This window comes from Belnapia sp. (genome assembly GCF_059504005.1).
This window is the reverse complement of sequence record NZ_JCACHU010000043.1, coordinates 16,005-39,791: the sequence shown is the minus strand read 5'-3', so window position 1 is coordinate 39,791 and position 23,787 is coordinate 16,005. Positions and strand designations below refer to the sequence as shown.

Annotated in this window: 25 protein-coding genes; 17 read left to right on the top strand and 8 right to left on the bottom strand. The window is 71.2% G+C overall.

What is annotated here, in order from left to right:
- Positions 1-90: 90 nt before the first annotated feature.
- Genes AC5JJ1_RS06205 through AC5JJ1_RS06180 form a run of 6 tightly spaced genes read left to right on the top strand, consistent with a single transcriptional unit; the run spans position 91 to position 6,157 of the window.
- On the top strand, positions 91-1,317 hold the full coding sequence (locus AC5JJ1_RS06205; RefSeq protein WP_495784236.1) for an urea ABC transporter substrate-binding protein: 1,227 nt from the start codon (positions 91-93) through the stop codon (positions 1,315-1,317).
- A 2-nt stretch (positions 1,318-1,319) separates the two neighbouring features.
- A complete protein-coding gene (locus tag AC5JJ1_RS06200; RefSeq protein ID WP_495784235.1) occupies positions 1,320-2,186 on the top strand; it encodes a branched-chain amino acid ABC transporter permease in 867 nt (288 codons plus the stop codon).
- Positions 2,186-3,169, top strand: coding sequence for a branched-chain amino acid ABC transporter permease (locus tag AC5JJ1_RS06195; protein ID WP_495784234.1), 984 nt, complete (start codon positions 2,186-2,188; stop codon positions 3,167-3,169). The genes AC5JJ1_RS06200 and AC5JJ1_RS06195 overlap by 1 nt, the downstream gene beginning before the upstream one ends.
- The gene (locus AC5JJ1_RS06190) at positions 3,166-3,903 is read left to right on the top strand and encodes an ABC transporter ATP-binding protein (protein WP_495784233.1); all 738 of its coding nucleotides are present in this window, start codon (positions 3,166-3,168) and stop codon (positions 3,901-3,903) included. Before AC5JJ1_RS06195 ends, AC5JJ1_RS06190 begins: the two co-directional genes overlap by 4 nt.
- Positions 3,900-4,601: an ABC transporter ATP-binding protein gene (locus AC5JJ1_RS06185; protein WP_495784232.1), complete on the top strand. Its 702-nt coding sequence runs from the start codon at positions 3,900-3,902 to the stop codon at positions 4,599-4,601. Before AC5JJ1_RS06190 ends, AC5JJ1_RS06185 begins: the two co-directional genes overlap by 4 nt.
- 23 nt (positions 4,602-4,624) lie before the next feature.
- Positions 4,625-6,157: an amidase gene (locus AC5JJ1_RS06180; RefSeq protein WP_495784231.1), complete on the top strand. Its 1,533-nt coding sequence runs from the start codon at positions 4,625-4,627 to the stop codon at positions 6,155-6,157.
- On the opposite strand, the gene AC5JJ1_RS06175 is transcribed toward AC5JJ1_RS06180, so the two are convergent.
- Together AC5JJ1_RS06175 and phnF are read right to left on the bottom strand one after the other, a co-directional pair.
- Positions 6,147-7,301 (bottom strand): alpha-D-ribose 1-methylphosphonate 5-triphosphate diphosphatase, encoded by a 1,155-nt coding sequence (locus tag AC5JJ1_RS06175; protein ID WP_495784230.1) that lies wholly within the window; start codon positions 7,299-7,301, stop codon positions 6,147-6,149. The genes AC5JJ1_RS06180 and AC5JJ1_RS06175 overlap by 11 nt on opposite strands.
- Before the next feature lies 1 nt (position 7,302).
- Entirely contained in the window at positions 7,303-8,037 is a 735-nt protein-coding gene (gene phnF, locus AC5JJ1_RS06170) for a phosphonate metabolism transcriptional regulator PhnF (protein ID WP_495784229.1), read from the bottom strand.
- A gap of 93 nt (positions 8,038-8,130) precedes the next feature.
- Here phnF and phnG point away from each other — a divergent pair, with 93 nt between their 5' ends.
- Genes phnG through AC5JJ1_RS06130 form a run of 8 tightly spaced genes read left to right on the top strand, consistent with a single transcriptional unit; the run spans position 8,131 to position 14,372 of the window.
- Positions 8,131-8,589, top strand: coding sequence for a phosphonate C-P lyase system protein PhnG (phnG, locus tag AC5JJ1_RS06165; protein ID WP_495784228.1), 459 nt, complete (start codon positions 8,131-8,133; stop codon positions 8,587-8,589).
- Positions 8,586-9,164, top strand: a complete 579-nt coding sequence (gene phnH / locus AC5JJ1_RS06160; RefSeq protein WP_495784227.1) for a phosphonate C-P lyase system protein PhnH — start codon at positions 8,586-8,588, stop codon at positions 9,162-9,164. Before phnG ends, phnH begins: the two co-directional genes overlap by 4 nt.
- On the top strand, positions 9,164-10,234 hold the full coding sequence (locus AC5JJ1_RS06155) for a carbon-phosphorus lyase complex subunit (RefSeq protein WP_495784226.1): 1,071 nt from the start codon (positions 9,164-9,166) through the stop codon (positions 10,232-10,234). The genes phnH and AC5JJ1_RS06155 overlap by 1 nt, the downstream gene beginning before the upstream one ends.
- Positions 10,231-11,079, top strand: a complete 849-nt coding sequence (locus AC5JJ1_RS06150) for an alpha-D-ribose 1-methylphosphonate 5-phosphate C-P-lyase PhnJ (protein WP_495784225.1) — start codon at positions 10,231-10,233, stop codon at positions 11,077-11,079. The genes AC5JJ1_RS06155 and AC5JJ1_RS06150 overlap by 4 nt, the downstream gene beginning before the upstream one ends.
- Positions 11,076-11,846 carry a phosphonate C-P lyase system protein PhnK gene (gene phnK / locus AC5JJ1_RS06145; protein ID WP_495784224.1) on the top strand — a complete coding sequence of 257 codons (771 nt, stop codon included), beginning with the start codon at positions 11,076-11,078 and terminating at the stop codon, positions 11,844-11,846. The genes AC5JJ1_RS06150 and phnK overlap by 4 nt, the downstream gene beginning before the upstream one ends.
- On the top strand, positions 11,843-12,541 hold the full coding sequence (gene phnL / locus AC5JJ1_RS06140) for a phosphonate C-P lyase system protein PhnL (protein WP_495784223.1): 699 nt from the start codon (positions 11,843-11,845) through the stop codon (positions 12,539-12,541). The genes phnK and phnL overlap by 4 nt, the downstream gene beginning before the upstream one ends.
- Positions 12,541-13,680, top strand: a complete 1,140-nt coding sequence (locus tag AC5JJ1_RS06135) for an alpha-D-ribose 1-methylphosphonate 5-triphosphate diphosphatase (RefSeq protein ID WP_495784222.1) — start codon at positions 12,541-12,543, stop codon at positions 13,678-13,680. The genes phnL and AC5JJ1_RS06135 overlap by 1 nt, the downstream gene beginning before the upstream one ends.
- On the top strand, positions 13,677-14,372 hold the full coding sequence (locus AC5JJ1_RS06130; RefSeq protein ID WP_495784221.1) for a DUF1045 domain-containing protein: 696 nt from the start codon (positions 13,677-13,679) through the stop codon (positions 14,370-14,372). Before AC5JJ1_RS06135 ends, AC5JJ1_RS06130 begins: the two co-directional genes overlap by 4 nt.
- Here the strand turns inward: AC5JJ1_RS06130 and phnN are convergent.
- On the bottom strand, positions 14,362-14,880 hold the full coding sequence (gene phnN, locus AC5JJ1_RS06125; protein ID WP_495784220.1) for a phosphonate metabolism protein/1,5-bisphosphokinase (PRPP-forming) PhnN: 519 nt from the start codon (positions 14,878-14,880) through the stop codon (positions 14,362-14,364). The two genes, AC5JJ1_RS06130 and phnN, sit on opposite strands and share 11 nt — an antisense overlap.
- 78 nt (positions 14,881-14,958) lie before the next feature.
- On the opposite strand from phnN, the gene AC5JJ1_RS06120 reads away from it, so the two are divergent.
- On the top strand, positions 14,959-16,740 hold the full coding sequence (locus AC5JJ1_RS06120; RefSeq protein WP_495784219.1) for a gamma-glutamyltransferase family protein: 1,782 nt from the start codon (positions 14,959-14,961) through the stop codon (positions 16,738-16,740).
- Positions 16,741-16,752: 12 nt separating this feature from the next.
- Here the strand turns inward: AC5JJ1_RS06120 and AC5JJ1_RS06115 are convergent, their stop codons facing one another.
- The 5 genes from AC5JJ1_RS06115 to AC5JJ1_RS06095 form a co-directional block, all read right to left on the bottom strand.
- Positions 16,753-18,507 carry a thiamine pyrophosphate-dependent enzyme gene (locus AC5JJ1_RS06115; protein WP_495784218.1) on the bottom strand — a complete coding sequence of 585 codons (1,755 nt, stop codon included), beginning with the start codon at positions 18,505-18,507 and terminating at the stop codon, positions 16,753-16,755.
- Between the two features lie 64 nt (positions 18,508-18,571).
- A complete protein-coding gene (locus AC5JJ1_RS06110; protein WP_495784217.1) occupies positions 18,572-20,152 on the bottom strand; it encodes a fatty acyl-CoA synthetase in 1,581 nt (526 codons plus the stop codon).
- Positions 20,153-20,186: 34 nt separating this feature from the next.
- Positions 20,187-20,621: an OsmC family protein gene (locus tag AC5JJ1_RS06105; RefSeq protein ID WP_495784216.1), complete on the bottom strand. Its 435-nt coding sequence runs from the start codon at positions 20,619-20,621 to the stop codon at positions 20,187-20,189.
- Positions 20,622-20,686: 65 nt separating this feature from the next.
- Positions 20,687-21,367, bottom strand: coding sequence for a serine O-acetyltransferase (cysE, locus tag AC5JJ1_RS06100; protein ID WP_495784215.1), 681 nt, complete (start codon positions 21,365-21,367; stop codon positions 20,687-20,689).
- Positions 21,368-21,375: 8 nt separating this feature from the next.
- Positions 21,376-22,407 (bottom strand): cysteine synthase A, encoded by a 1,032-nt coding sequence (locus tag AC5JJ1_RS06095; protein ID WP_495784214.1) that lies wholly within the window; start codon positions 22,405-22,407, stop codon positions 21,376-21,378.
- A gap of 143 nt (positions 22,408-22,550) precedes the next feature.
- On the opposite strand from AC5JJ1_RS06095, the gene AC5JJ1_RS06090 reads away from it, so the two are divergent.
- Together AC5JJ1_RS06090 and AC5JJ1_RS06085 are read left to right on the top strand one after the other, a co-directional pair.
- Positions 22,551-23,261: an ImuA family protein gene (locus AC5JJ1_RS06090; RefSeq protein ID WP_495784213.1), complete on the top strand. Its 711-nt coding sequence runs from the start codon at positions 22,551-22,553 to the stop codon at positions 23,259-23,261.
- Positions 23,262-23,334: 73 nt separating this feature from the next.
- Positions 23,335-23,784, top strand: a complete 450-nt coding sequence (locus tag AC5JJ1_RS06085; RefSeq protein ID WP_495784212.1) for a hypothetical protein — start codon at positions 23,335-23,337, stop codon at positions 23,782-23,784.
- The last annotated feature ends 3 nt before the right edge of the window (positions 23,785-23,787 follow it).

The window sequence follows — 23,787 nt, the reverse complement described above, 5'->3', positions numbered from 1 at the left end:
CGGGTGACGCAGACGGTCGACGGCAACAAGGGCGTGCATATGCTGCTCGCCAAGCGCTACCTTTGACACGGGACCAGGGAGACATAAGGGATGAAGCGCAGGACCCTCATCGCCGCGGCCGGGGGGCTCGCGGCGCCGCTCGTCTTCCGTCAGGCCGCGCTCGGCGCCGACCCGATCAAGGTCGTCAGCATCCATGACGCCTCGGGCGGGCTCGACATCTACGGCAAGCCGATGATCGCCTGTATCGACTTCGCGGCGGATGAGATCAATGCGGCGGGGGGCCTGCTCGGGCGGCCGGTGCAGGTGATCAATTACGACCCGCAGTCGAACATCCAGCTCTACACGCAGTTCGCCACCCAGGCGGCGACGCGGGACAAGGCCGCGGTCGTGCATGCCGGCATAACCTCGGCCTCGCGCGAGGCGATCCGCCCGGTGCTGAAGCGCTACAACACGCTCTACTTCTACAACACGCAATATGAGGGCGGGGTCTGCGACCGCAACTGCTTCTGCACGGGCTCGACGCCGGCGCAGAACGTGCAAAGGCTCGTGCCGCACGTCATGCAGAAATGGGGCAAGAAGGTCTACATCGTCGCGGCCGACTACAATTACGGCCAGATCACCAGCAAATGGGTGACCAAATTCTTCCGCGAGGGCGGCGGGGATGCGGTGGGGGTCGACTTCTTCCCGCTTGACGTCACCAATTTCGGCCCGGCGATCCAGAAGATCCAGGCGGCGAAGCCGGACATGGTCGTCTCCGCGCTCGTCGGCGGCGCGCATGTCTCCTTCTACCGGCAATGGGCCGCGGCGGGGATGAAGAGCCGCATCCCCATGGCCTCCACCACCTTCGGCGGCGGGAATGAGAGCCTGCTGCTCTCGCCCGAGGAGGGCGACGGCATCGTCTGCGCCTTCTCCTACTTCCAGGAAGTCGACAACCCGGCCAACAAGGCCTTCCTCGAGAAGTTCCGCGCGAAGCTCGGCACTGGCACGCCCTATCTCGGCGCGGAGCTTGCCATGCGTAGCTATATCGGCATGCGGCTCTGGGCCGAGGGCGTGAAGAAGGCCGGCACCATCGACCGGATGAAGGTGATCGAGGCGCTGGGCTCCGGCATCAGCGTCGACGGGCCGCCGGGCCGGACGACGCTCGACCCGAAGACCAACCACGTCACGCTCGATGTCTATGTGGCGGAGGTAAAGAACCGCGGCTTCAACGTGCTGCAGCATTTCCCCAACTCGCCGCCCTCCGACACGCAATCGGTCTGCGACCTCCAGAAGGAGCCGAACGCCAATCGCCAGGTCGTGGTGGACGTCAGGATCTAGCGATGGACCTGGCGCTCGCCACCGGCATCCAGGCGCTGAGCGGCATCGCCACGCTGCTGCTCATCAGCCTCGGCCTCGCCATCGTCTTCGGCATGATGCGGGTGATCAACCTGGCGCATGGCGAGTTCCTGATGCTCGGCGCCTATAGCGCGATCCTCGCCGTGGGGGCCGGGGTCAACCTTTGGGTGGCGATGCTGGTGGTGGCGCCGCTCTGCGTCGGGCTGCTTGGCGTGGTCGTCGAGCGGCTGGTGATCCGGCGGCTTTATGGGAGGATGGTGGATACGATGCTGGCGACATGGGGGCTATCGCTGGCGCTGGTCGGCGCCGTCACCATGATCTTCGGCAATACGGTCGCCGGGTTCTCGGCGCCGCTCGGCAGCGTGCAGATCGGCGCCTACAGCACCTCGGGCTATAGCCTGTTCCTGATTGCGGCAACATTGGTGCTGCTCGCCGCGGTCTGGGCGGTGCTGCGCTTCACGCCGGCCGGGCTGATCGCGCGGGGGACGATGCAGAATGCCGGAATGGCGGCGGCGCTCGGCGTGCCGACGGAGCGGGTCTATGCACTCTCCTTCGCGGCCGGCGCGGCGGTCTCGGGGCTCGCTGGGGCGCTGATCGCGCCGATGTCGGGCGTGGTGCCGACGATGGGCACGGCCTATATCGCGCGGAGCTTCATCACCGTCATCACCGGCGGCGCGTCCATGCTGGCGGGGACGAGCTCGGCGGCCGGCCTGCTCGGCAGCGTCAACACGCTCGGCACCTTCGCCACGACGCCGGTGCTGGGCGAGGTGCTGATGCTCGCCGTCGCCATCCTGCTGCTCCGACTGCTGCCGCAAGGCATCACCGGGCGCTTCTTCCGACGCTCGCTGTGATGGAAGATCGCCGCGCCCTCCTCCAGGCTGCGCTGGCGCTGCTGGCGGCCGCCTTTGCCGCCTGGTGGCTGCCGCAGGTGCTGGAGCTTTTCGCCATCATCAACGCGACCGTTTATGTCGCCATGGCGCTGCTGGCCTTGAGCCTCGCGCTGGTCTGGGGCTTCGGCGGCATCCTCTGCTTCGGCCAGGCGGCCTTCTTCGGGCTGGGCGGCTATGCCTATGCGGTGGCGGCGCTCAACCTGACGGATACAACCTATGCGATCCCGATCGCGCTCGGCGTGCCCATGCTGGCGGCGGCGGCGCTTGGCTACGTGATGTTCTACGGCAAGGTCAGCGACGTCTATATGGGCGTCATCACCCTGACGGTGACGCTGATCCTGTTCAACTTCATCAACTCGACGGCGGGCGAGGAGTGGCGGATCGGCGCGGCGCCGCTGGGCGGGTTCAACGGCATTCCCGCGACGCCGCCGCTCAACATGCCGGGCGATCCGGGGACGGCGCTGGCGCCGGAACAGATCTTCGCCGTCGCGGTGGCCTGCCTCGGCGGCTGCTACGCGGCCTGCAAGCTGATCCTCAGGAGCCATTTCGGGCGCGTTGTCGTCGCTATCCGCGAGAACGAGTTGCGGGCGGCGCTGCTCGGCTACGACGTGCGGCTCTACAAGCTGGCGATCTTCTCGATCGGCGGGCTGATGGCCGGGCTTGCGGGGATGCTCTTCGCCAACAGCGTATTCGTCAGCCCGACGATGTTCTCGCTGGCCTATTCAGGACAGGTGATCATCTGGGTGATGGTTGGGGGTGTGGGGACGCTGCTCGGGCCGGTCCTGGGCGCGATGCTTCTGCAGGCGCTGACCTCCTGGGCGGGAACGCTGCCGGAGGTCAACCCGAACCTCATCCTCGGCCTGGTGCTCGTGCTGGCGGTGCTGGTCGTTCCGCGGGGGCTGCAGCCGACGCTGGCCTCGCTGCTGCGGCGGCGGGCGCCATGACCGCCTTGCTGGCGACGGAGGGGCTCACCATGCGCTTCGGCGGCGTCGTCGCCGTCGACGATGTCAGCCTTGCCGTGGCGGAGCGGGAGTTGCGCTGCCTGATCGGGCCGAACGGGGCAGGCAAGAGCACCTTCTTCCGCTGCCTCACAGGGCAGTACCGGCCGAGCGCGGGGCGCATCCTGTGGCGCGGGCGGGACATCACCGGTCTCGAGCCGCATGCCATCGCGCGGCTTGGCATCGGTATCAAGACGCAGGTGCCCTCGCTCTTCGACGGGCTGACGGCGCTCGAGGGCGTGACGCTCGCGGTGCGGCGCAAGCATGGGGAGCGGGAAGCGCGGCGACGTGGGATGGCGGCGCTGGAACGGCTCGGGATCGGGGCGCTCGCTGGGGCGCAGGTCGGGCTGCTGGCGCATGGGCAGCGGCAGCTGGTCGAGCTGGCGACGGTGGTGGCGCCGGAGCCGGACCTCATCATCCTCGACGAGCCGACGGCGGGGATGAGCGCGGAGGAGACGGCAGGGACGGCGGGGCTGATCCGCGAGATGAACCGCGACCATGCCGTGATCGTCGTCGAGCACGACATGCAATTCATCCGGGCGATCGCCAGCGGCATCACCGTGTTTCACCAGGGGCGCATCCTCGTCGAGGATTGCGCGGAGCGGGTGCTGGCCGACCCGCGGGTCCATGACGTCTATCTAGGGCGGCCGCCGGAGGCGCGGATGGCGGTGCCGGCATGATGGCGGTCGAGGACCTCGTGGCCGGCTATGGGCGCATCGGCGTGTTGCACGGCACCTCGCTCGGCGTCGAGGCGGGAAGCTGCGTCGGCATCCTCGGCCATAACGGGATGGGCAAGACGACGCTGCTGCGCATCATCATGGGGCTGCTGCCCTGCAAGGGCGGGCGGATCCTGCTCGATGGCGAGGAGATCCAGCGCCTGCCGCCGCATGAACGGGCGCGGCGCGGCCTCGGCTACGTACCGCAGGGACGGCAGATCTTCCCGGCACTCTCGGTGCTCGACAACCTGCGCTTCGCCGTTGCCGCCAAGGGCGGCCGCGGCGGCGAGGTGGTCGAGGAAGTGCTGGAGGAATTCCCCGAACTGCGGCGGCTGCTGGACCGGCCGGGCGGCGCGCTCTCGGGCGGCGAGCAGCAGCTGCTGGCGCTCGCGCGGGCGCTCTGTGGGCGGCCGCGGTTGCTGCTGCTCGATGAGCCGACCGAGGGCATCCAGCCCTCCATCAACGCAGCCATCGTCGAGCGCATCCACGCGCTGCGGCGGCGCGGGCTGTCCGTGCTGCTGGTCGAGCAAAATCTCGACTTCATCCAGGCCCTTGCGGACCGCATCCTGCTGATCCAGCGCGGCCGCATCACGCGGGAGCTCCCGCCGACTGCGCTCGGCGACCCTGCCCTGGTGCAGGAATTCGTGGGCACGAGCGCCTGACCTAAGAACGGAGGAGGACGACCATGCCGCTGGGAACGCTGAGGCTGCCGGGCATCGAGGAATGGCACAAGGTCGCGGACGAGCTAGGCATGACCTTTACTGCCGATGAGATGAAGCAGCATCGGGCGGCGCTGGAGGGCAGCTTCGCCGCCTACAACCTTGTCGACCAGATGCCGGACGAGATCCCGGAGGTGACCTTCCCGCGCGCCCCGGGCCGGCGCCCGAGCGCCGAGGAGAACCCCTACGGCGCTTGGTATGTGAAGACCAGGGTGGAGGGCGCCGCCTCCGGCAAGCTCAAGGGCAAGACCGTCGCGTTGAAGGACAATATCTGCCTTGCCGGCGTGCCGATGATGAACGGCGCCTCGACGCTCGAGGGCTATGTGCCGGATGTGGATGCGACGGTCGCCACGCGGATCCTGGAGGCGGGCGGCACCATCACCGGCAAGACGGTCTGCGAGTATTTCTGCTTCTCCGGCGGCAGCCATACCAGCGCGCCGGCACCCGTCCACAACCCGCACCGCATGGGCTATTCGGCGGGCGGCTCCTCCTCAGGCAGCGCGGCGGTGGTAGCGGCGGGCGAGGTGCCGATGGCGCTCGGCGGCGACCAGGGCGGGTCGATCCGCATGCCGGCGGCCTTCTGCGGCATCTATGGCATGAAGCCGACGCATGGGCTGGTGCCCTATACCGGGATCATGCCGATCGAGCTGACCATCGACCATACCGGGCCGATGACAGCGACGGTCGAGGACAATGCGCTCCTGCTGGAGGTGCTGGCGGGGCCTGACGGGCTCGACCCCCGGCAGTACAGCACGGCGCCGGTGCCGGCCTATCGCGACCTGATGCGGGGCGGCGTGGCGGGGATGAAGATCGCGCTGATCGAGGAAGGCTTCGCCCATCCGCAGTCGCAGGAGAAGAACGACGCGCTGGTGCGCGAGGCGGCGGAGCGGCTGCGCGGATTGGGTGCGACGGTCGAGACGGTCTCGCTGCCGATGCACCGGCTGGGGGCGGCGATCTGGCTGCCGGTCGCGGCCGAGGGTGCGACCGTGCAGATGATGCATGGCAACGGATTCGGCTTCAACTGGCAGGGGCTCTACGTCAACTCGCTGCTCGATGCGCACAGCAACTGGCGCGGGCGGGCGGATGAGCTGTCGGAGACGCTGAAGAACACCATGCTGCTCGGGCATTACATGGTGACGCGGCATCGCGGGCACTACTACGCCAAGGCGCAGAACCTGGTGCGCCGCCTGCGGGCCGCCTATGACTCGGTGCTCTCGCAGTACGACCTGCTGGCGATGCCGACCCTCCCCATGACGGCAACGCCGCTGCCGACGCCGGATGCGCCGACCTCCGAGATCATCCAGCGGGCCTTCGAGGTGCTGCCGAACACGTCGCCCTTCGATTGCACGCATCACCCGGCGATGTCGGTGCCCTGCGGCCTGGCGGACGGGTTGCCGGTCGGCCTGATGCTGGTCGGCAAGATGTACGAAGAGGGGACGATCTACCGCGCGGCCGCAGCCTTCGAGAGCGGCGTGGACTGGAAGAGCATCACGGCCTGAGCGGGGCCTGCAGGCGCGCGACGGCGTCGCCGGTGAGGAGGGCTGCCTCGCCGGCGACGAAGCAGGCCAGCACGCGCGGCGCCTGCGGATCGACGACGATCACGTCGCCGCGCATGCCCGGGCGGAGCGCGCCGCGGTCGGCCAGGCCGGCCGCGGCGGCCGGGTTGGCGGAGACCAGCGACCAGGCCTCGGCAAGGCTCAGCCTGCCGCGCCGGGCCATGGCGAAGGGCGCCTCCAGTAGCGCGGGCCAGTGGTAGTCGCTGGCGAGGATGGTCACCAGGCCCCGCTCGGCGAGCGGCGCGGCGCTGGCCCAGCCGAGATGGCTGCCGCCGCGCACCACATTGGGCGCGCCCATCACCACCGCCTCGCCATGGGCACGGGCATCGGCGGCGACGGCTTCGGCCATGGGGAATTCGCAGAAGCGGGCGCCGAGGCTGCGGTAGAGGGCGCGGTCCTCGAGCGTCGCGTCGTCATGGCTGAGCATGGGGATGCCCGCCGCGGCCGCCGCTGCGGCGAGGCGGGCGCGGGTGGCCCGGATCTCGGGGCGGCGGCCCGCGATGCGCTCGATCATTCGGCCGAATTCATCGGGCGACAGGCCGGCGCGGCCGGCGTATTTCGCCAGTTCCTTGGCGTTGCCGAGCTTCTTCAGGATGGCCGGGGTATGGTCGTTGAAGCCGAGCAGGTGGATGCGGCCAGCGGCCATGTCGGCAAGCGCGTCGTCCAGCGCATCGATGTTGTCGGCCTCGAAGCGGCAGTGGATGCGGAGGTCGAGCGGCAGCGGGCGGACCTCGTCCAGCGCCGCCATCAGCGCGCGCCACATGGCGAGCGACCGGAGGCCGGGCTCCCAGGAGAGGGTCACGCCGAGGAAGGCCGTGGTGATGCCGGAGGCGAGCAGCTGTGCGGCCGTGTCGCGGAGGGCGAGGGCAGGCGCGAAGCCGATGCCGGGCCGGGGCTGCAGGGCGCGTTCGTGGGCATCGCCATGGATGTCGACGAGGCCAGGCAGGACGAGGAGGCCGCTGGCGTCGAGGCGGCGGGCGCCGGGGGACGGGGCAGCGGCAACCGCCCGCCCCGCCAGGGCAAGGTCGCCGGCGGCGAGGGCGCCGTCGCGCAGCACCTCGCCGCCGGTGATGTGCCAGCCCGTCACATCAGCTCTCCGCGACGATCTGCACCCGGCCGGAGGCGTAGCAGCCGGAGCTGACCTCGACGGGCTGGCCCTGGGGGTCGACATTCACCGCCTCCGTCACCAGCACCGGGCGGGTGCGGGACTGCTCGAGCAGCGTGGCCTCCTCCGGCGTCGGCATGCGGGCGATGATGCGGGTGGCCTGGCGGCGGAAATCGGGCACGCCGAGGCGCGTGAGGACCTGGGTGATGGAGGCCTCCTCGGCCAGCAGCGCGGCGATGCTGGGGAAGCGCGCCGTGGAGAACCAATGGGTGCCTATGGCGATGGGCCGTCCGTCGACCAGGCTGAGCCGCTCGGCGAGGATCACGGGCCGACCGCGGCGCAGGCGGAGCTGCTCGGCGATATGCGCCTCGGCGGGCACTTCCTCGATGCGAAGCATCCGGCCCTGCGGCTCGCGGTTCTGCCGGCGGATGGTCTCGGAGAAGCGGGTGCGCGGGCCGACCGGGTAGTCCAGCACGTCCTCGGCGACGAAGCTGCCGCGGCCCTGCTCAATCCGGACGAGGCCGCGGCCCTCCAGCTCCTCCATGGCGCGGCGCACCGTGTGGCGGTTGACGGCGAAGCGGGCGGAGAGCTCCGCCTCGGTCGGCAGGCGGGCGCCCGGAGCGAGGCTGCCGCTGGCGATCTCCCGCTCCATGGTGCCGGCGATCTGGCGCCAAAGGGCGACGCCCTGGCCACGGGCCAGGGTGGCGGTCATGTTCATGGAAGTTTCAACCATGGGCCCTGCCTGGCATGTAATGTTACAGGCATCCTAGATGGCTGGACGTCTGAATGTCTAGACTTTACGGTTGATGTCATGTCCGAAGATGCAAGGAATGCCCAGGAAGCGCGCCGCCGCTGGATGGGGGTGCTGGCCCGGGCCGATGCCGATGCCATCGCAGCCCGTCTGGCAGAGGCCCCTGCCCTTCCCCGCCATGCAAGGCTGCGTGGGCCGGAGACGGGCCTGGTGATGGCCCGCGGCCGCCAGGGCGGCGATGGGGCGCCCTTCAATCTCGGCGAGGTGACGGTGACGCGGTGCAGCGTGCGGCTGGCGGATGGCACCGTCGGCCATGCCTATGTCGCCGGCCGGGATGCGCGGCAGGCTGAGCTGGCGGCGGTGCTGGATGCCGCCCTGCAGGACCCGTCACGGCGGCCGGCGCTGCTGGCGGCGGTGATCGAGCCGCTGGCCGAGGCGCAATCGGCCCGCGCCGCGCGCGAGGCGGCGAAGGCGGCGGCGACGCGGGTGGAGTTCTTCACCATGGCGACGATGCGATGAGCGGCCTGACCCCCGGCTTCGCCGAACCAATGCCCGAGGCGCAGGCCTGCTTCCGGGCACTGCTGGAGGCGATGGCAAGGCCCGGACGGGTGCAGCGCCTGGCGGGGCTGCCGGAGGCGCCGGCGCCGCTCGCCCCGGCTGCGGCGGCCGTGCTGCTGACGCTGGCGGATGCCGAAACGCCGGTCTGGACCGATGCCGGGCCGGCGGCGGAGGAGTGGGTCCGCTTCCATGCCGGCTGCCCGCTGGTGGCGGAGCCAGGGGCGGCCGGCTTCCTGCTGGCCACGGCCGGAACGCCGGAGCTAGCGACGCTGGAGCCGGGCTCGGAGGAGGAGCCGCATCGCTCGGCGACGCTCGTCCTGCAGGTGGCGGCGCTGGAGGAGGGCCGGGGCTGGCGGCTCACCGGGCCGGGGATCGAGACGGACCACCGCCTGCGGGTCGCGGGGCTGGCGAGCGGCTTCCTCGCCGCCTGGGCGGCGAACGGCGCGCGGTTCCCCCGCGGCGTCGACCTGGTGCTCTGCGCCGGGGACAGGCTGACGGCGCTGCCCCGCACCACGCGCATCGAGGAGACCGGCTGATGGCCTATGTGGCGGTCAAAGGCGGCGAGCGGGCGATCGAGGCTGCGCATGCCTGGCTCGCTGAGGAAAGGCGCGGCGATCCGGCGCTGCCGGAGCTGGGCCTGGCCCAGATCGAGGCGCAGCTCGGCCTCGCCGTCGACCGGGTAATGGCAGAGGGGGCTTGCCACGATCGCGGGCTGGCCGCGCTTGCGGTGAAGCAGGCGCGGGGGGACCTGATCGAGGCGGCCTTCCTGCTGCGCGCCTATCGCACCACCCTGCCCCGTTTCGGCGCGAGCCTGCCGGTCGAGACCGGCCGGATGCGCATCCGGCGGCGGATCAGCGCCACCTACAAGGAGCTGCCGGGCGGGCAGGTGCTGGGGCCGACCTTCGACTACACGCACCGCCTGCTGGATTTCGCCCTGGCCGCCGAGGGCGGCGTGCCGGAGCCAGCGCCCGAGGCTCCGGCCGATGAGGCACTTGCGCCTCGGGTCACCGGGCTCCTGGCGCAGGAGGGGCTGATGGCGGCGGAGCCGCCTTCCGAGGCGGAGCCGCGCGACCTGACGCGGGAGCCGCTCGACTTCCCCGCCGAGCGGCCGCTCAGGCTGCAGGCGCTGGCGCGGGGCGACGAGGGCTTCCTGCTCTCGCTCGGCTATTCGACGCAGCGCGGCTACGGCAATGCGCATCCCTTCGTCGGCGAGATCCGGATGGGGGCGGTCACGGTCGAGTTCGAGCCGCCGGAGCTCGGCTTCCCGATCGAGCTCGGCGAGATCACCGTCACCGAGTGCCAGATGGTGAACCAGTTCGCCGGCTCGAAGACGGAGCCGCCGCAATTCACCCGCGGCTACGGCCTCGTCTTCGGCCATGGCGAGCGGAAGGCCATGGCGATGGCGCTGGTCGACAGGGCGCTGCGCGCCACCGAGCTCGGCGAGCCGGTGGAGGCGCCGGCGCAGGATCAGGAATTCGTGCTCTATCACTGCGACAACGTCGAGGCGACGGGCTTCGTCGAGCACCTCAAGCTGCCGCATTACGTCGATTTCCAGAGCGAGCTGGAGAAGATCCGGCTGCTGCGGCGGGAGGCGTCAGGCGAATGACCGCGCTCGGCTACAATTTCGGCTACCTGGACGAGAACACCAAGCGGATGATCCGGCGCGCCCTGCTGAAGGCGGTGGCGATCCCCGGGCACCAGGTGCCCTTCGGCGCGCGGGAGATGCCGCTGCCCTATGGCTGGGGCACGGGCGGCATCGCCGTCACCGCCAGCGTCATCGGCGTGGGCGACCGGCTGAAGGTGATCGACCAGGGCGCCGACGACACCACCAACGCCGTGTCCATCCGGCGCTTCTTCGCCAAGGTGGCGGGGGTGGAGACGACGGAGCGGACCGGCGAGGCGACGATCATCCAGACGCGGCACCGCATCCCGGAGACGCCGCTGCGCGAGGGGCAGATCCTCGTCTACCAGGTGCCGATGCCGGAGCCGCTCTTCCGGCTGGAGCCGCGCGTCGCCGAGACCAAGCGCATGCATGCGCTGGCCGATTACGGGCTCATGCATGTGAAGCTCTACGAGGACATCGCCCGGCATGGCCATGTGGCGATCAGCTACAACTACCCGGTGCTGGTCGGCGGGCGCTACCTCATGTCGCCTTCGCCCATCCCCGCCTTCGACAACCCGAAGATGGACCGGATGCCGGCCCTGCAGCTCTTCGGCGCCGGGCGGGAGAAGCGGATCTATGCGGTGCCGCCCTACACCTCGGTGAAGAGCCTCGATTTCGAGGATCATCCTTTCCGACCGGTGCGCGCCGATGCCCCCTGCACGCTCTGCGGCAGCCAGGAGAGCTATCTCGACGAGGTCGTCGTGGACGACAAGGGCGGGCGGATGTTCGTCTGCTCCGACACCGACTACTGCAACACGCGGCAGGCGCGGCGGGAGGCGGCGGAATGAGCGCGCTGCTGGAGGCCGAGGAGCTCTCGCTCCGCTTCGGCGCGGTGCCGGCGCTGGATGACGTCTCGCTCGAGGTGTTTCCCGGCGAGGTCGTCGCCATCGTCGGCGAGAGCGGCTCGGGTAAGACGACGCTGCTGCGCGTGCTCTCGGGGATGATGCGGCCGGAGTCCGGGGTGGTGCGCTACCGCGACCCGGAGGGCGGCGTGCATGCCGTCCATGGAATGGGCGAGGCGGCGCTGCGGCGGCTGCATCGCACGGATTGGGGCTTCGTCCACCAGAATCCACGCGACGGGCTCCGCATGCGCGTCTCGGCCGGCGGCAATATCGGCGAGCGCCTCATGGCGGTCGGTGCCCGTCACTATGGCAGCATCCGTGCCGAGGCGGCGGAGTGGCTGCGGCGCGTGGAGATCGACCCCGAGCGGATCGACGGCATGCCGGAACTCTTCTCGGGCGGCATGCAGCAGCGGCTGCAGATCGCCCGGACGCTGGTGACGCGGCCGCGGCTGGTCTTCATGGACGAGCCGACGGGGGGCCTCGACGTCTCCGTGCAGGCGAAGCTGCTCGACATGATCCGGGCGCTGGTCGCCGATCTCGGCCTCGCCGTGGTGATCGTGACGCATGACATCGCCGCGGCGCGGCTGCTGGCGCACCGGCTGCTGGTCATGCGGCAGGGCCAGGTGGTGGAGCAGGGGCTGACCGACCGGGTGCTGGACGACCCGCAGCATGAGTACACCCAGCTCCTCGTCGCCTCGGTGCTGGCGGCATGAGCCCGGCGATCCGCACCGAGGGGTTGGCGAAGTCCTTCACGCTGCATCTCCAGGGCGGGACGTGCATCCCGGTGCTGGAGAAGGTCGAGCTTGGCGTGGCGCCAGGGGAATGCGTGGCGCTGGCGGGGCCGTCCGGGGCCGGGAAGTCCACGCTGATGCGGCTGCTCTACGGGAATTACGGCGCCGGGGCGGGGCGCATCCTGATTCGCCATCGCGGCGCGGATGTCGATCTGGCGGCCGCCGATGCGCGGCTGGTGCGGGAGGTGCGGCAGGAGACGCTCGGCTATGTCAGCCAGTTCCTCCGCGTGATCCCCCGCGTGCCGACGCTCGACATCGTGGCCGAGCCGCTGGTGGCGCGCGGTCTGGCGCGTGAGGAGGCGCGGGCAAGGGCCGCCGCGTTGCTGGGGCGGCTCAACCTGCCGGCGCGGCTGCACGGGCTGCCGCCGGCGACCTTCTCCGGCGGCGAGCAGCAGCGGGTGAACCTCGCGCGCGGCTTCGCCCCCGGCTATCCGGTGCTGCTGCTCGACGAGCCGACGGCAAGCCTCGATGCCGCCAACCGCGCGGTGGTCGTCGGGCTGATCCGCGCCGCCAAGGCCGCGGGCACCGCCCTCATCGGCATCTTCCACGACACCGAGGTGCGCGACCAGGTCGCGGACCGCCTCTTCGAGGTCCAGCCCATGCCGGTTGCCGCCTGATGTCCGAGACCATCCTCTCCAATGCCCTGCTCGTCCTGCCTGACGACGTCGTGCCGGGGACGATCCGCCTGCGCGGCGGCCTGATCATCGAGGTCCAGCCCGGGCGCAGCAGCCTCGCCGGGGCGGTGGACTGCGAGGGCGACCACATCATCCCCGGCGTGGTGGACCTCCATACCGACAATCTCGAGCGCCAGGTGCAGCCGCGGGCCAATGCGCGCTGGCCAAGCCGCTCCGCTCTGCTCGCCCATGATGCGCAATGCGCGGCGGCGGGCGTCACCACCGTCTTCGACGCGCTCTGCCTCGGCGATCTCGGCTTCGATCCGGGGCGGGTGCAGACCTTCTACGAGGGCGTCGCCGACCTCGGCGCGCTGGTGCCGACCGGGCTGCTGAAGGCGGAGCACCTGCTGCACCTCCGCTGCGAGCTGCCGGCGACCGACATGGTGCCGGCGGTGGAGAGCGTCGCCGACCACCCGCTCGTCGCCATGGTGAGCCTGATGGACCATTCGCCGGGCGTCGGCCAGTACCGCGACATCCCGCGCTACCGCGCCATGCGCCAGCGGCAGAAGCAGATGAGCGATGCCGAGGTGGATGCGCGGATCGATGAGCTGCTGGAGCGCCGGGCCCGGCTGCGCGAGCCGCAGCGCCGCTGGCTGCTGGACCGCATGGCCCACCGCGACCTGCCTCTCGCCAGCCATGACGATGACGACGTGGCGGAGATGGCGCGCAATGCCGATGACGGCATCCGGATCAGCGAATTCCCGGTGACGATGGAGGCGGCCCGCGCCGCCCGCGGCCTCGGCGTGACGGTGGTCGCGGGCGCTCCGAACATCGTCCGCGGCGGCAGCCATTCGGGCAATGTCGCGGCGGCCGACCTGATCCGCGCCGGCGCCGTCGATGCGCTGGCGAGCGACTATGTGCCGGCGGCGATGGTGGAGGCGGCCTGGATCGCGGCGGCCAGCACCGGCATCTCCCTGCCCCGAGCCATCGCCAGCATCACCGAGGGGCCGGCGCGGATGGCCCGGCTGGCGGACCGCGGACGGCTGGCGCCGGGGCTTCGCGCCGACTTGGTGCGGGTGCGGGCGGTGGAGGGGTTGCCGATGGTCCGCGCCGTCTGGCGCGGGGGCGAGCGCGTCGCGTGATCGGGGCACCGGCGCCGGAGGCGCGGCTCGCCCTCTACTGGGCGCCGGAGGCGGATGATCCGCTGCACCGGCTCGGTTCCGCCTGGCTCGGGCGGGATGCAGAGACGGGGGCACCGCTGCCGCAGCCCTCCCTGCCCGGGCTCGACATCGCCGAGGTCACGAAGGATGCGCGGCGCTACGGCCTGCACGCGACGCTGAAGCCGCCCTTCAAGCTGCGGGTGAGCTGGGCGGAGGCCCTGGCGGCGGCGGAAGGGCTGGCGGCGCGGGTCGCGCCCTTCGATCTGCCGCCGCTCGCGGTCGAGAACCTGGACGGGTTCCTGGCGCTGCGGGAGACGGCGCCCTGCCCTGCCCTCCGCCCCTTCGCCGATGCCTGCGTCGAGGCGATGGAGCACTGCCGCGCGCCGCCGGACGTGGCGGAGCTGGCGAAGCGGCGGCGGGCCGGGCTCAGCCCGCGGCAGGAGGCGCTGCTGCTGCGCTACGGCTACCCCTATGTGATGGAGGAATGGCGCTTCCACGTTACCCTCAGTCGGCGCCTTTCAGCCGAGGAAATGGCGGTGGTGCGGCCGGCGGTGACGGAATTCCTCGGCGAGGCGCCGGGGCTGCGGCGGCGCGTGGAGGCGATCACGCTCTTCACCCAGGCCAGGGCGGGCGCGCCTCTCCTGATCGCGGAGCGGCTGCAGCTCAGGGGATAGCGCGGAGCGCCGCCACCACCCTGGCGATGCCCTGCTCCACCGGGCCGCCATTCATCACCCGCACCACGTCCAGACCGGCCGGCAGCGGCGCCTCGCGGGCGAGGCGGGCGGCGATGTCGGCCGCGCACTCCCGGCCGCGGGCGGCGAGGCGGGCGGCCAGCACCGCGGGCGGGGCGGTGATCTCCAGCACCAGCAGCGGCATGCGGCGCGCGGCCTCGGCGAGGACGGTGCGGGAGAGGTTGGCGATCGCCACTCCCGGCGGCAGCTCGGCCGGGATGCCGTAGAGCAGCCCATGCGCCTCCCACCACAGGGCGAAGCGGCCGGCGGCGCGCTCGGCCTCGAACTCAGTGCGGGTGAGCGGGCGGTGCGCCTCGCCGCCGGCCTCGGCGGGGCGGGTGATGCTGCGCCGGACGAAGTGGAAGCGCGGGTCGCCGGCCAGGGCGGCGCGGGCGCCCTCCATCAGCGTGTCCTTCCCCGCCCCGGAGGGCCCGACCACACCGACCAGCATGCTTGCCTTCCAGACCGATCGGGCCTTCTCTGCCCCCTCGAACGCCGTCAGGCAACGCCCCAGGGAGAGCGCCACAGCATGTTCACGACGCGGCCCGAGATCGCCGGCACCTTCGGGGCCGTCGCCACCACGCATTGGATCGCCTCGCAGGTCGGCATGTCCGTGCTGGAGCGGGGCGGCAATGCCTTCGACGCCGCCTGCGCCGCGGGCTTCACCCTGCAGATCGTGGAGCCGCATCTCAACGGGCCAGGGGGCGACTGCCCGATCATCCTGCACAGCGCCAGGCTCGGTACGCAGCAGGTGATCTGCGGCCAGGGGCCGGCGCCGGCGGCGATGACGGTGGCCAGGCTGCGCGACGAGCTCGGCCTCGATATCGTCCCCGGCACGGGCTTCCTCTGCGCGCCGATCCCGGGCGCCTTCGACGCCTGGGCGCTGATGCTGCGGGACCATGGCACCTGGCGGCTGCGCGACGTGCTGGACTATGCCATCGGCTATGCGGCGCGCGGGGCGCATGTGGTCGGGCGGATCTGCGCGACGATCGAGACGGTGCGGCCGCTCTTCGAGACGGAATGGAAGACTTCGGCCGCGCTCTGGCTGAAGGGAATCGAGCCCGGCGGCCTCTACACCAACCCGGAGCTAGCCGAGACCTATTCGCGGGTGGTGCGCGAGGCGGAGGCGGCGAGCAGCGACCGCGAAGGGCAGATCGAGGCGGCGCGGAACATCTGGTATGGCGGCTTCATCGCCGAGGCGATCGATCGCTTCGGCCGCAGCTTCGCCGCTCTCGACACCTCCGGCCGGCGGCATTATGCGCTGCTAACCGGCCAGGACATGGCGGGCTGGCGGGCGAGCGTGGAGCAGCCGCTGGCCGGGCAGTATCGCGGCCATACGGTGCTGAAATGCGGGCCCTGGAGCCAGGGGCCGGCGATGCTGCAGACCCTCGCCCTGCTCGATGGGCTCGACGTGGCGGCGATGGACCCGGTCGGGGCGGAGTTCGTTCATACGGTGACGGAGGCGATGAAGCTCGCCTTCGCCGACCGCGAGGCCTTCTACGGCGATCCAGAATTCACCGATGTGCCGATGGGGACGCTGCTCTCGGCTGACTACAATGCGGCGCGCCAGGCGCTGATAGGGCGCGAGGCGAACAACGACTTCCGGCCGGGCTCGCCGGACGGTAGGACGCCGCGGACGGATTATGCGGCGGCGGTGCAGCGCGCCGGGGCGCTCACCATGGCGGCGGGAACGGGGGAGCCGACCGTCTCCCGCCTCGGCGCCTCGGGGGGTGACACCTGCCACATCGACGTGATCGACCAATGGGGCAATTTCGTCAGCGCGACGCCCTCGGCCGGCTGGCTGCAGAGCTCGCCGGCGATCCCCGGCCTCGGCTTCTGCCTCGGCTCGCGCTGCCAGATGTTCTGGCTCGACGAGACGCTGCCAAATGGGCTGAAGTCCGGCAAGCGGCCGCGCACGACGCTCTCGCCGAGCCTTGTCCTGCGCGAGGGCAAGCCGTGGATGAGCTTCGGCACGCCGGGCGGCGAGCAGCAGGACCAGTGGCAGCCGATCATGCTGGCGCGGATGCTCGACCATGGCTTCGGCATCCAGCAGGCGATCGACCTGCCGAGCTTCCACAGCGAGCATTGGATCAGCAGCTTCTGGCCGCGTGGCGCCCGGCCGGGAAAGCTGGTGCTGGAGGGGCGCTATGCGCCCGCGGTGCTGGAGGAGCTGACGGCCCGCGGCCACGCCGCCGAGATGGGCGGCGAATGGTCCGAGGGGCGGCTCACCGGCGTGCGGCGCGAGGCGGATGGGCAGATCCTGGCCGGCGCCAATCCGCGCGGCATGCAGGGCTATGCGGTGGGGCGGTAGCGTCCCACCTTCTCACCGCGTCCGCGGCCCGACGCGCCGCGGTGCCGGCACCCGGGCCGGCTGCGCGACCGGCACCTTCGCCGCCGCCTTGCGCGCCTGCTCGCGGAGCTGGGCGATGGTCGAGCGGTTGGTCACCTGCTCCGGGTTGGTCCGCACCTCGACCACTGCCGGCTTGCCGGAGGCGATGGCCCGCTGCACGGCGGGTACCAGCTCCTCCGTCGCCTCGACGATCTCGCCATGCCCGCCGAAGCTCTCGATGAATTTGGCGAAGTCCGGATTGGTGAGCGCCGTGGCGGAGACGCGGCCCGGGTACTGCCGCTCCTGATGCATGCGGATCGTGCCGTACATCTGGTTGTTGAAGACCAGGATGACCGGGTTGACCGCATGGTGGAAGGCGGTGGCGATCTCCTGCCCCGTCATCAGGAAGCCGCCATCGCCGACGAAGGAGATCACCGTCCGCCCGGGATGGACGATCTTGGCGCCGATCGCGGCCGGCACGCTGTAGCCCATCGCGCCATTGGTCGGGCCGAGGAAGTCCTGCCCCTCCGAGACATGCATGAAGCGCGTCGGCCAAGTGGCGAAATTGCCGGCATCGGTGGTGAAGATGGTGTCGGGCGGCAGCGCCCTCTCCAGCGCCTGCAGCGCGACGGCGAGGTTGAGCGGGCCCTCGTACTCGCCGGGAGCGGCCTGCGCCTCGCGCGCGGCGCGCAGCTCCGCCCGCCAGCCGGACCAGGCGGGGCTAGCGATGGGCGGCAAGGCGCGGGCGGCGGCGGCGAAGGCGTTCAGGTCGGTGGTGATGCCGAGTACGGGGCGATAAACGCGGCCGATCTCCGACTGGTCGGGATAGGCATGAACGATGGGCGTGCCGCCCGCCATGTCGAAGAGGGTGTAGCCCTGCGAGACGGTCTCGCCGATGCGGGTGCCGATGGCGAGGAAGAGGTCGCACTCGCGCGCCTTGGCGACCAGCGTGGCGTCGGCGCCGACGCCGAGATCACCGACATAGTTGGGCAGCGTGTTGTCGTAAAGGCCCTGGCGGCGGAAGCTGACCGCGACGGGGATGTCATTGGCGCGGAGGAAGTCGCGGATATCGGCGCGGCCTTCCTCGGTCCAGCAGCCGCCGCCGCCGAGCACGGCGAGCGGGCGCCTGGCCTGCGCCAGCATCGCCATCATCCGCTCCATCGCCGCCGGCGAGGGGTGTGCAGGCGCGACATGGGCGGGGCCGATATCCGGCACCGAGGCCATTTCCTTCTGCATCTCCTCGGAGATGGCCACCACCACCGGGCCGGGGCGGCCGGAGGTGGCGACGTCGAAGGCATGGGCCATCAGCTCCGGGATGCGCGCGGCATCGTCGATCTGCGTCACCCACTTGGCGAGGGGCGCGAACATCTTGCGGTAGTCGACCTCCTGGAAGCTCTCCCGATCGGTTTCCTCGAAGGGGATCTGGCCGATCAGCAGCACCAGCGGCGTACTGTCCTGGAAGGCGACATGTACGCCGATCGCCGCATGACAGGCGCCCGGGCCGCGCGTGACGATGGCGACGCCCGGCCTGCCGGTGAGCTTGCCATAGGCCTCCGCCATATGGACGGCGCCCGCCTCGAAGCGACAGGTGACGAGTTGGATGCGGTTGCGCTGGGCATAGAGCCCGTCGAGCAGGTCAAGATAGCTCTCGCCGGGGACGCAGAAGGCGTGGCTGACGCCCTGCGCCACCAGCGCATCGGCCAGGATATGCCCGCCGAGCCGCGCCTCGGTCCGCCTTGCCTGCGTCATGCGTGAGGTCTCCGTCCCGTATGGCCTTCGCTCCGGCGGACCATAGCGAGGCGCCGCGCGCGCGTCACCCTGCGCCGAGCGCGCCGCTCGCCGTGCCGGCAAAGGTCTGCCGCAGCTCGCGCTTCAGCAGCTTGCCCGCGGTGTTCTTCGGCAGCGACTCGGCGATGATGATGCGCTTGGGCAGCTTGTAGGGAGCGAGCAAGCCGCGCGCATGGGCGAGGAGGACGGACTCGATATCGGCGGGCGCGTCGGCGCGCGGGACGACGACGGCGGCGACCGCCTCGATCCATTTCGGGTCGGGCACCGCGATGACGGCGACCTCGGCGACCGCCGGGTGGGTGAAGAGCGCCTCCTCAACCTCGCGGCTCGCCACCAGCACGCCGCCGGTGTTGATCAGGTCCTTGGTGCGGTCGACGATGGCGAGGTAGCCCTCCGCGTCAATGGTCGCCACGTCGCCGCTGTGGAACCAGCCGCCCTCGAAGGCGCGGGCGGTTTCCTCCGGCATGTTCCAGTAGCCGAGCAGGAGCTGCGGCGAGCGGTGCACCACCTCGCCGCGCTCGCCGGGTGCCACGTCGCGCATCTCCGCATCGACGACCCGGGTCTCGACATTGAGAACGGGTCGTCCGATGGAGCCGGGCCGGGCTTCGTGCTCCTCCGGCCGCAGCACCGTCGCCAGCGGTGCGATCTCGGTCTGGCCGTAGCAGTTGAAGGGCTGCGCGCCGGGCAGGCGGGCGCGCAGCTCCTGCAGCACGGGCACGGGCATGATGCTCGCGCCGTAATAGACTTTGCGCAGGCAGGCGAGGTCCCGCGCGCCGAAATCCGGGTGCTGCAGCAGGGTGATCCAGACCGTAGGCGGGGCGAAGAAGGCGGTGATGCGCTCCCGCTCGATCAGCTCGAGGCAGGTAGCGGCGACGGGCGCGTCGATCAGCAGGGTCGGGATGCCGGCGAGCAGCTGCGGCATGGTGAAGGCATGCATCTGCGCCGTGTGATAGAGCGGCAGGGCGGCGAGGGAGCGGTCGTCCCGCTGCATCTCCAGCTCGATGATGCAGCTGGCATATTCGGCGAGCAGGCCGCGATGCGACATCATCGCCCCCTTCGGCGCGCCGGTGGTGCCGGAGGTGTACATGATTTGGACGAGGTCCTCGTCCTGCACCGCCTCGCCGAGCAGCTCGGCCGCATCCCACTGCGGGTCGAGCGCGGCGGCGAGGATGTCGAGCGCCCCCTCCCCCGCATCAATGGTGCCGCCGCGGACGCCGGGCACCGCGGCGCGGGCGGCCTCGGCCGTCGCGGCGAGCGCCGGCTGGTGCAGCAGCAGCGCGGCGCCGGACTGGCGGAGGACGTATTCGACCTCCTTCGCGGTCAGCGCAAAGTTGATCGGCACATGCACGAGGCCGGCCCGGGCGCAGCCGAGCCAGAGCAGCAAGTAGGCGTCCGAGTTGCGGCCATAGACGACGACGCGGTCGCCCGGCGCCAGGCCCGAGGCCAGCAGGCAGCGGCCGATGCGGGAGGCGGCCTGGTCGAGCGCGGCATAGCTCCAGGCGCGGTCGGCGAAGCGGAGCGCCCCGCGGTCGCGGAAGCGCGCCGCCGCGCGCCCCAGCGCATCGCCGATGATGTTGCGCCGGGCGCGCGCGCCTGTCTCGGTCATGGGAGCCTCCCCGCTCTTCGGCGGGGAGTGTAGCCTAGGATTCGAGCGTGGCGTCGAGGGTGATGCTGGCGTTCAGCACCTTGGAGACCGGGCAGCCGGCCTTGGCGGCATCGGCGAGCTTCTGGAACTCCTCCTGTGACAGGCCGGGGACCTTTGCCTTCAGCGTGAGCGCGACGGCGGCAATCTTCCAGCCCGCGCCCTCCTGCTCGAGTGACACCTTGGCCGAGGTGTCGAGCGCCTGCGCCTCATGCCCGGCGCCCGAGAGCTGGAAGGCGAGCGCCATGGTGAAGCAGCCGGCATGGGCGGCGGCGATCAGCTCCTCCGGATTGGTGCCGGGGCCGTTCTCGAAGCGCGTCTTGAAGCCGTACTGGCTGCTCTTCAGCACGCCGGACTGGGTGGTGAGGCTGCCGGTGCCCTCCTTGCCGCTGCCCTGCCAATGCGCGCTGGCGCTGCGATGGATGCTGGCCATGCCTGTCTCCTTCGTATGTTGACAACGGGCCAACAGATGGGTCGGCGCCCTCCTGCTTCCAGACGCTATTCGGCGGCTGGCATGTTCACCTGCTGCTGTTGCCCGCGCAGCAGGGCCATCTCGTTGCGGAGCATGGCAACCTCGGCGCGCAGCTCGGCCAGCTCCTCCCCCACCGGGTCGCAGGGGGCGTCGAGCAGCCCGTAGCCGGGGCTCGGCGCGCGGCGCGGCGGGAGGATGCGGTGCTCCTGCGGCGGGCGGGCGGGGATGCCGACCACGGTCTCGCCGGCGGGCACCTCGGCGACGACCACTGCATTGGCGCCGATGCGGGCATTGTCGCCGATGCGGATGGGTCCCAGCACCTGCGCACCGGCGCCGATCGCCACGCCGTTGCCGATGGTCGGGTGGCGCTTGCCGGGCTGGCCGGAAAGGCCGCCGAGCGTGACGCCGTGATAGATCAGCACGTCGTCGCCGATCTCCGCCGTCTCGCCGATGACGACGCCCATGCCATGGTCGATGAAGAGCCGTCGGCCGATGGTGGCGCCGGGATGAATCTCGATGCCGGTGACGAAGCGGCTGGTGTGGGAGACGGCGCGTGCCAGGGCACGGAAGCCGGTGCGGTACAGGCCGTGCGCGACGCGATGCATCAGCACGGCGTGAAGGCCGGCATAGCAGGTGAAGGCTTCGATCCAGGTCGGGCGGGCCGGATCACGGGCGCGAATGGTGCGGGTGAGTTCGAGGAGTTCCATGGTCCGCCCTATTCGAGCCAGGAAGGCACGGCCAGGCCGCGATCGCGCAGGAAGGCCGGGTTGAAGATCTTGCTTTGATACCGCGACCCGCCATCGCAGAGGATAGTGACGATGGTGTGACCCGGCCCTATCTGCCGCGCCACCGCAATCGCCGCCGCGACATTGATGCCCGCGGAACCGCCGACCGAGAGTCCCTCGTGGAGCTGCAGGTCGTAGACCTGCTCCAGCGCCACCGGGTCGGCGACCTGCACCGCATCGTCGATGAAGGCCCGGCCCTGCTCCAGATTGCCGGGGACGGTGGAGGCCTGGCCTATGCCCTCGGTGATCGAATTGCCCTCGGCCTTGACCTCGCCGGTCTTGACCCAGCTGTAGAGACCGCTGCCCATCGGGTCGGCGAGGACGATGCGGATCTCCGGCTTCCGCGCCTTCAGCGCGCGGGCGACGCCGGCCAGGGTTCCGCCGGTGCCGCAGGCGCAGGTGAAGGCATCGATGCGGCCGCCGGTCTGGTCCCAGATCTCCGGGCCGGTGGTCTCCTCGTGCGCCGCGGCATTGGCGAGGTTGCCAAACTGGTTGGCCCAGACCACGCGCTTCCCCTCCGCCGCCAGCTCCTCGGCGATGCGGCGGGAGGTGTGCACGTAATGCCCGGGGTCGCGGTAGGGCTTCGGCGGGATCAGGCGGAGGTCGGCGCCGATCATGCGGAGGAAGTCGAGCTTCTCCTTCGCCTGCGTCTCCGGCACCACGATGATGGAGCGGTAGCCGCGCGCATTGGCGACCAGCGTCAGGCCGATCCCGGTATTGCCGGCGGTGCCCTCGACCACGATGCCCGGCTCGCCGGGGATGAGCTGGTCGCGCCGCTCGGCGTCCTCGATGATGCCGAGGCCGGCGCGGTCCTTGACGCTGCCGCCCGGCTGCATGAATTCCGCCTTGCCGAGGATCTCGCAGCCCGTCGCCGCGCTGGCACGGCGCAGGCGGATGAGGGGCGTGTTGCCGATGGCGCCGGCGAGGCCATCCACGATTCGGGCGGTCGGCGTGGGGCTCATGCGGTCTCGTCTCCTGGCGTTCGGATGATCTGCGCGCGGCCCGGGGTTGGATTCAAGGGGTCCTGGCGACATTGCGGGGCCGCACCGGGCGCATAAGGGTTGACCGCAGGCCTACCGCTGCTGGAACATAAGACGAACTCGATATGACCCATCCCCCCGACGACGCACCCCGGCCTTGGCTCGACCGTCCGGCCCTGCGCGCGGCGCTGGCGGCGCGCCGCATGCGGGACGCGGGCGTCACCGGCAGCCTTTCGCTCTGCCCCGCCATCGATGCTGCGCTGCCCGGCGGCGGATTGCCGCGGGCGGCGCTGCACGAGGTGCTGACGGAAGAGCCGGAGGCAGCGGCCGGGTTCTGTGCGCTGCTGCTGGCGCGGGCGGCGGCGGAGAGCGGCGGAAGCTTGCTCTGGATCGCGGCCGACGGGTTTCCGGTCGGGCTCGGCCGTTTCGGCCTTTCGCCGGCTGACCTACTGCTGGTCCGGGCGGCGCGGCCGGAGGATGCGCTCTGGGCCATGGAGGAGGGGCTCGGCAACCCGCGCATCGCCGGCGCGGTGCTCTGCCTCGACACCGTGGAGCCGATGGCCCTACGCCGGCTGCAGCAGGCGGCCGGCGCGGGCGGCGGGCTCGGCCTCTTGCTGCGGCAGCAGGCAGGCGAGGCAGGTGCTGCGACGTGCTGGCGGGTCGGCGGCGGCAGCGCAGGCCTCGGCGATCCGCGCTGGCGGCTGGAGCTTCTGCGCTGCCGCGCCGGGCGGCCGGGACGCTGGGAAGCCGTATGGCGGCCGGCGCAAGAGCGGCTGGACATCGAGGAGGACGAGGCAGGGGCCCAGGCCGAGCCGCGTCGCCGCCGGGCACGATAGGGTGAGCGGCCTTCCCATATTTGCGAATGGTTCTCAGTTGCGATAGCCTCTCCCCTCCGTCGGAGAGAGCGATATGGCGACGCATGGCCTTCCCGCCTGGCCTTGGGCCGATACAGAGACTGCCGAGCTGCCACCCGCCGAGGCGCTGCTGCTGGAAGGAATGCGACGCTGGGCCCTCGCGGCCCGCACCGGCGCCGCGACACTGGCCGCGATGCGGCTGCCCTTCATCGCCGAGGATGCGACGGCGGCGCTGCGGCCGCTCGATGCGCTGCTCCGGGCGGTGAGCGCGCATGGGATGCCGGGCATCGGCTGCCCGCTCTGCCCACGATCCACGCCGAACGAGGCGGAACTGCTGCTGGTCATGGCGCTCGCCCAGCGCGGCAGCCGGAGCCAGGCGCTCGGCCTGCTGCTGCGCTACCTGCCGCCGGCTGCTGCCTATGCGGCCATGCCGGAGGCGCTGAATCTCGGCGTCGCCATGCGCAACGCCGGGCTGCTGCTGCGGAATCCCCTACGCATGCGCTGAGGC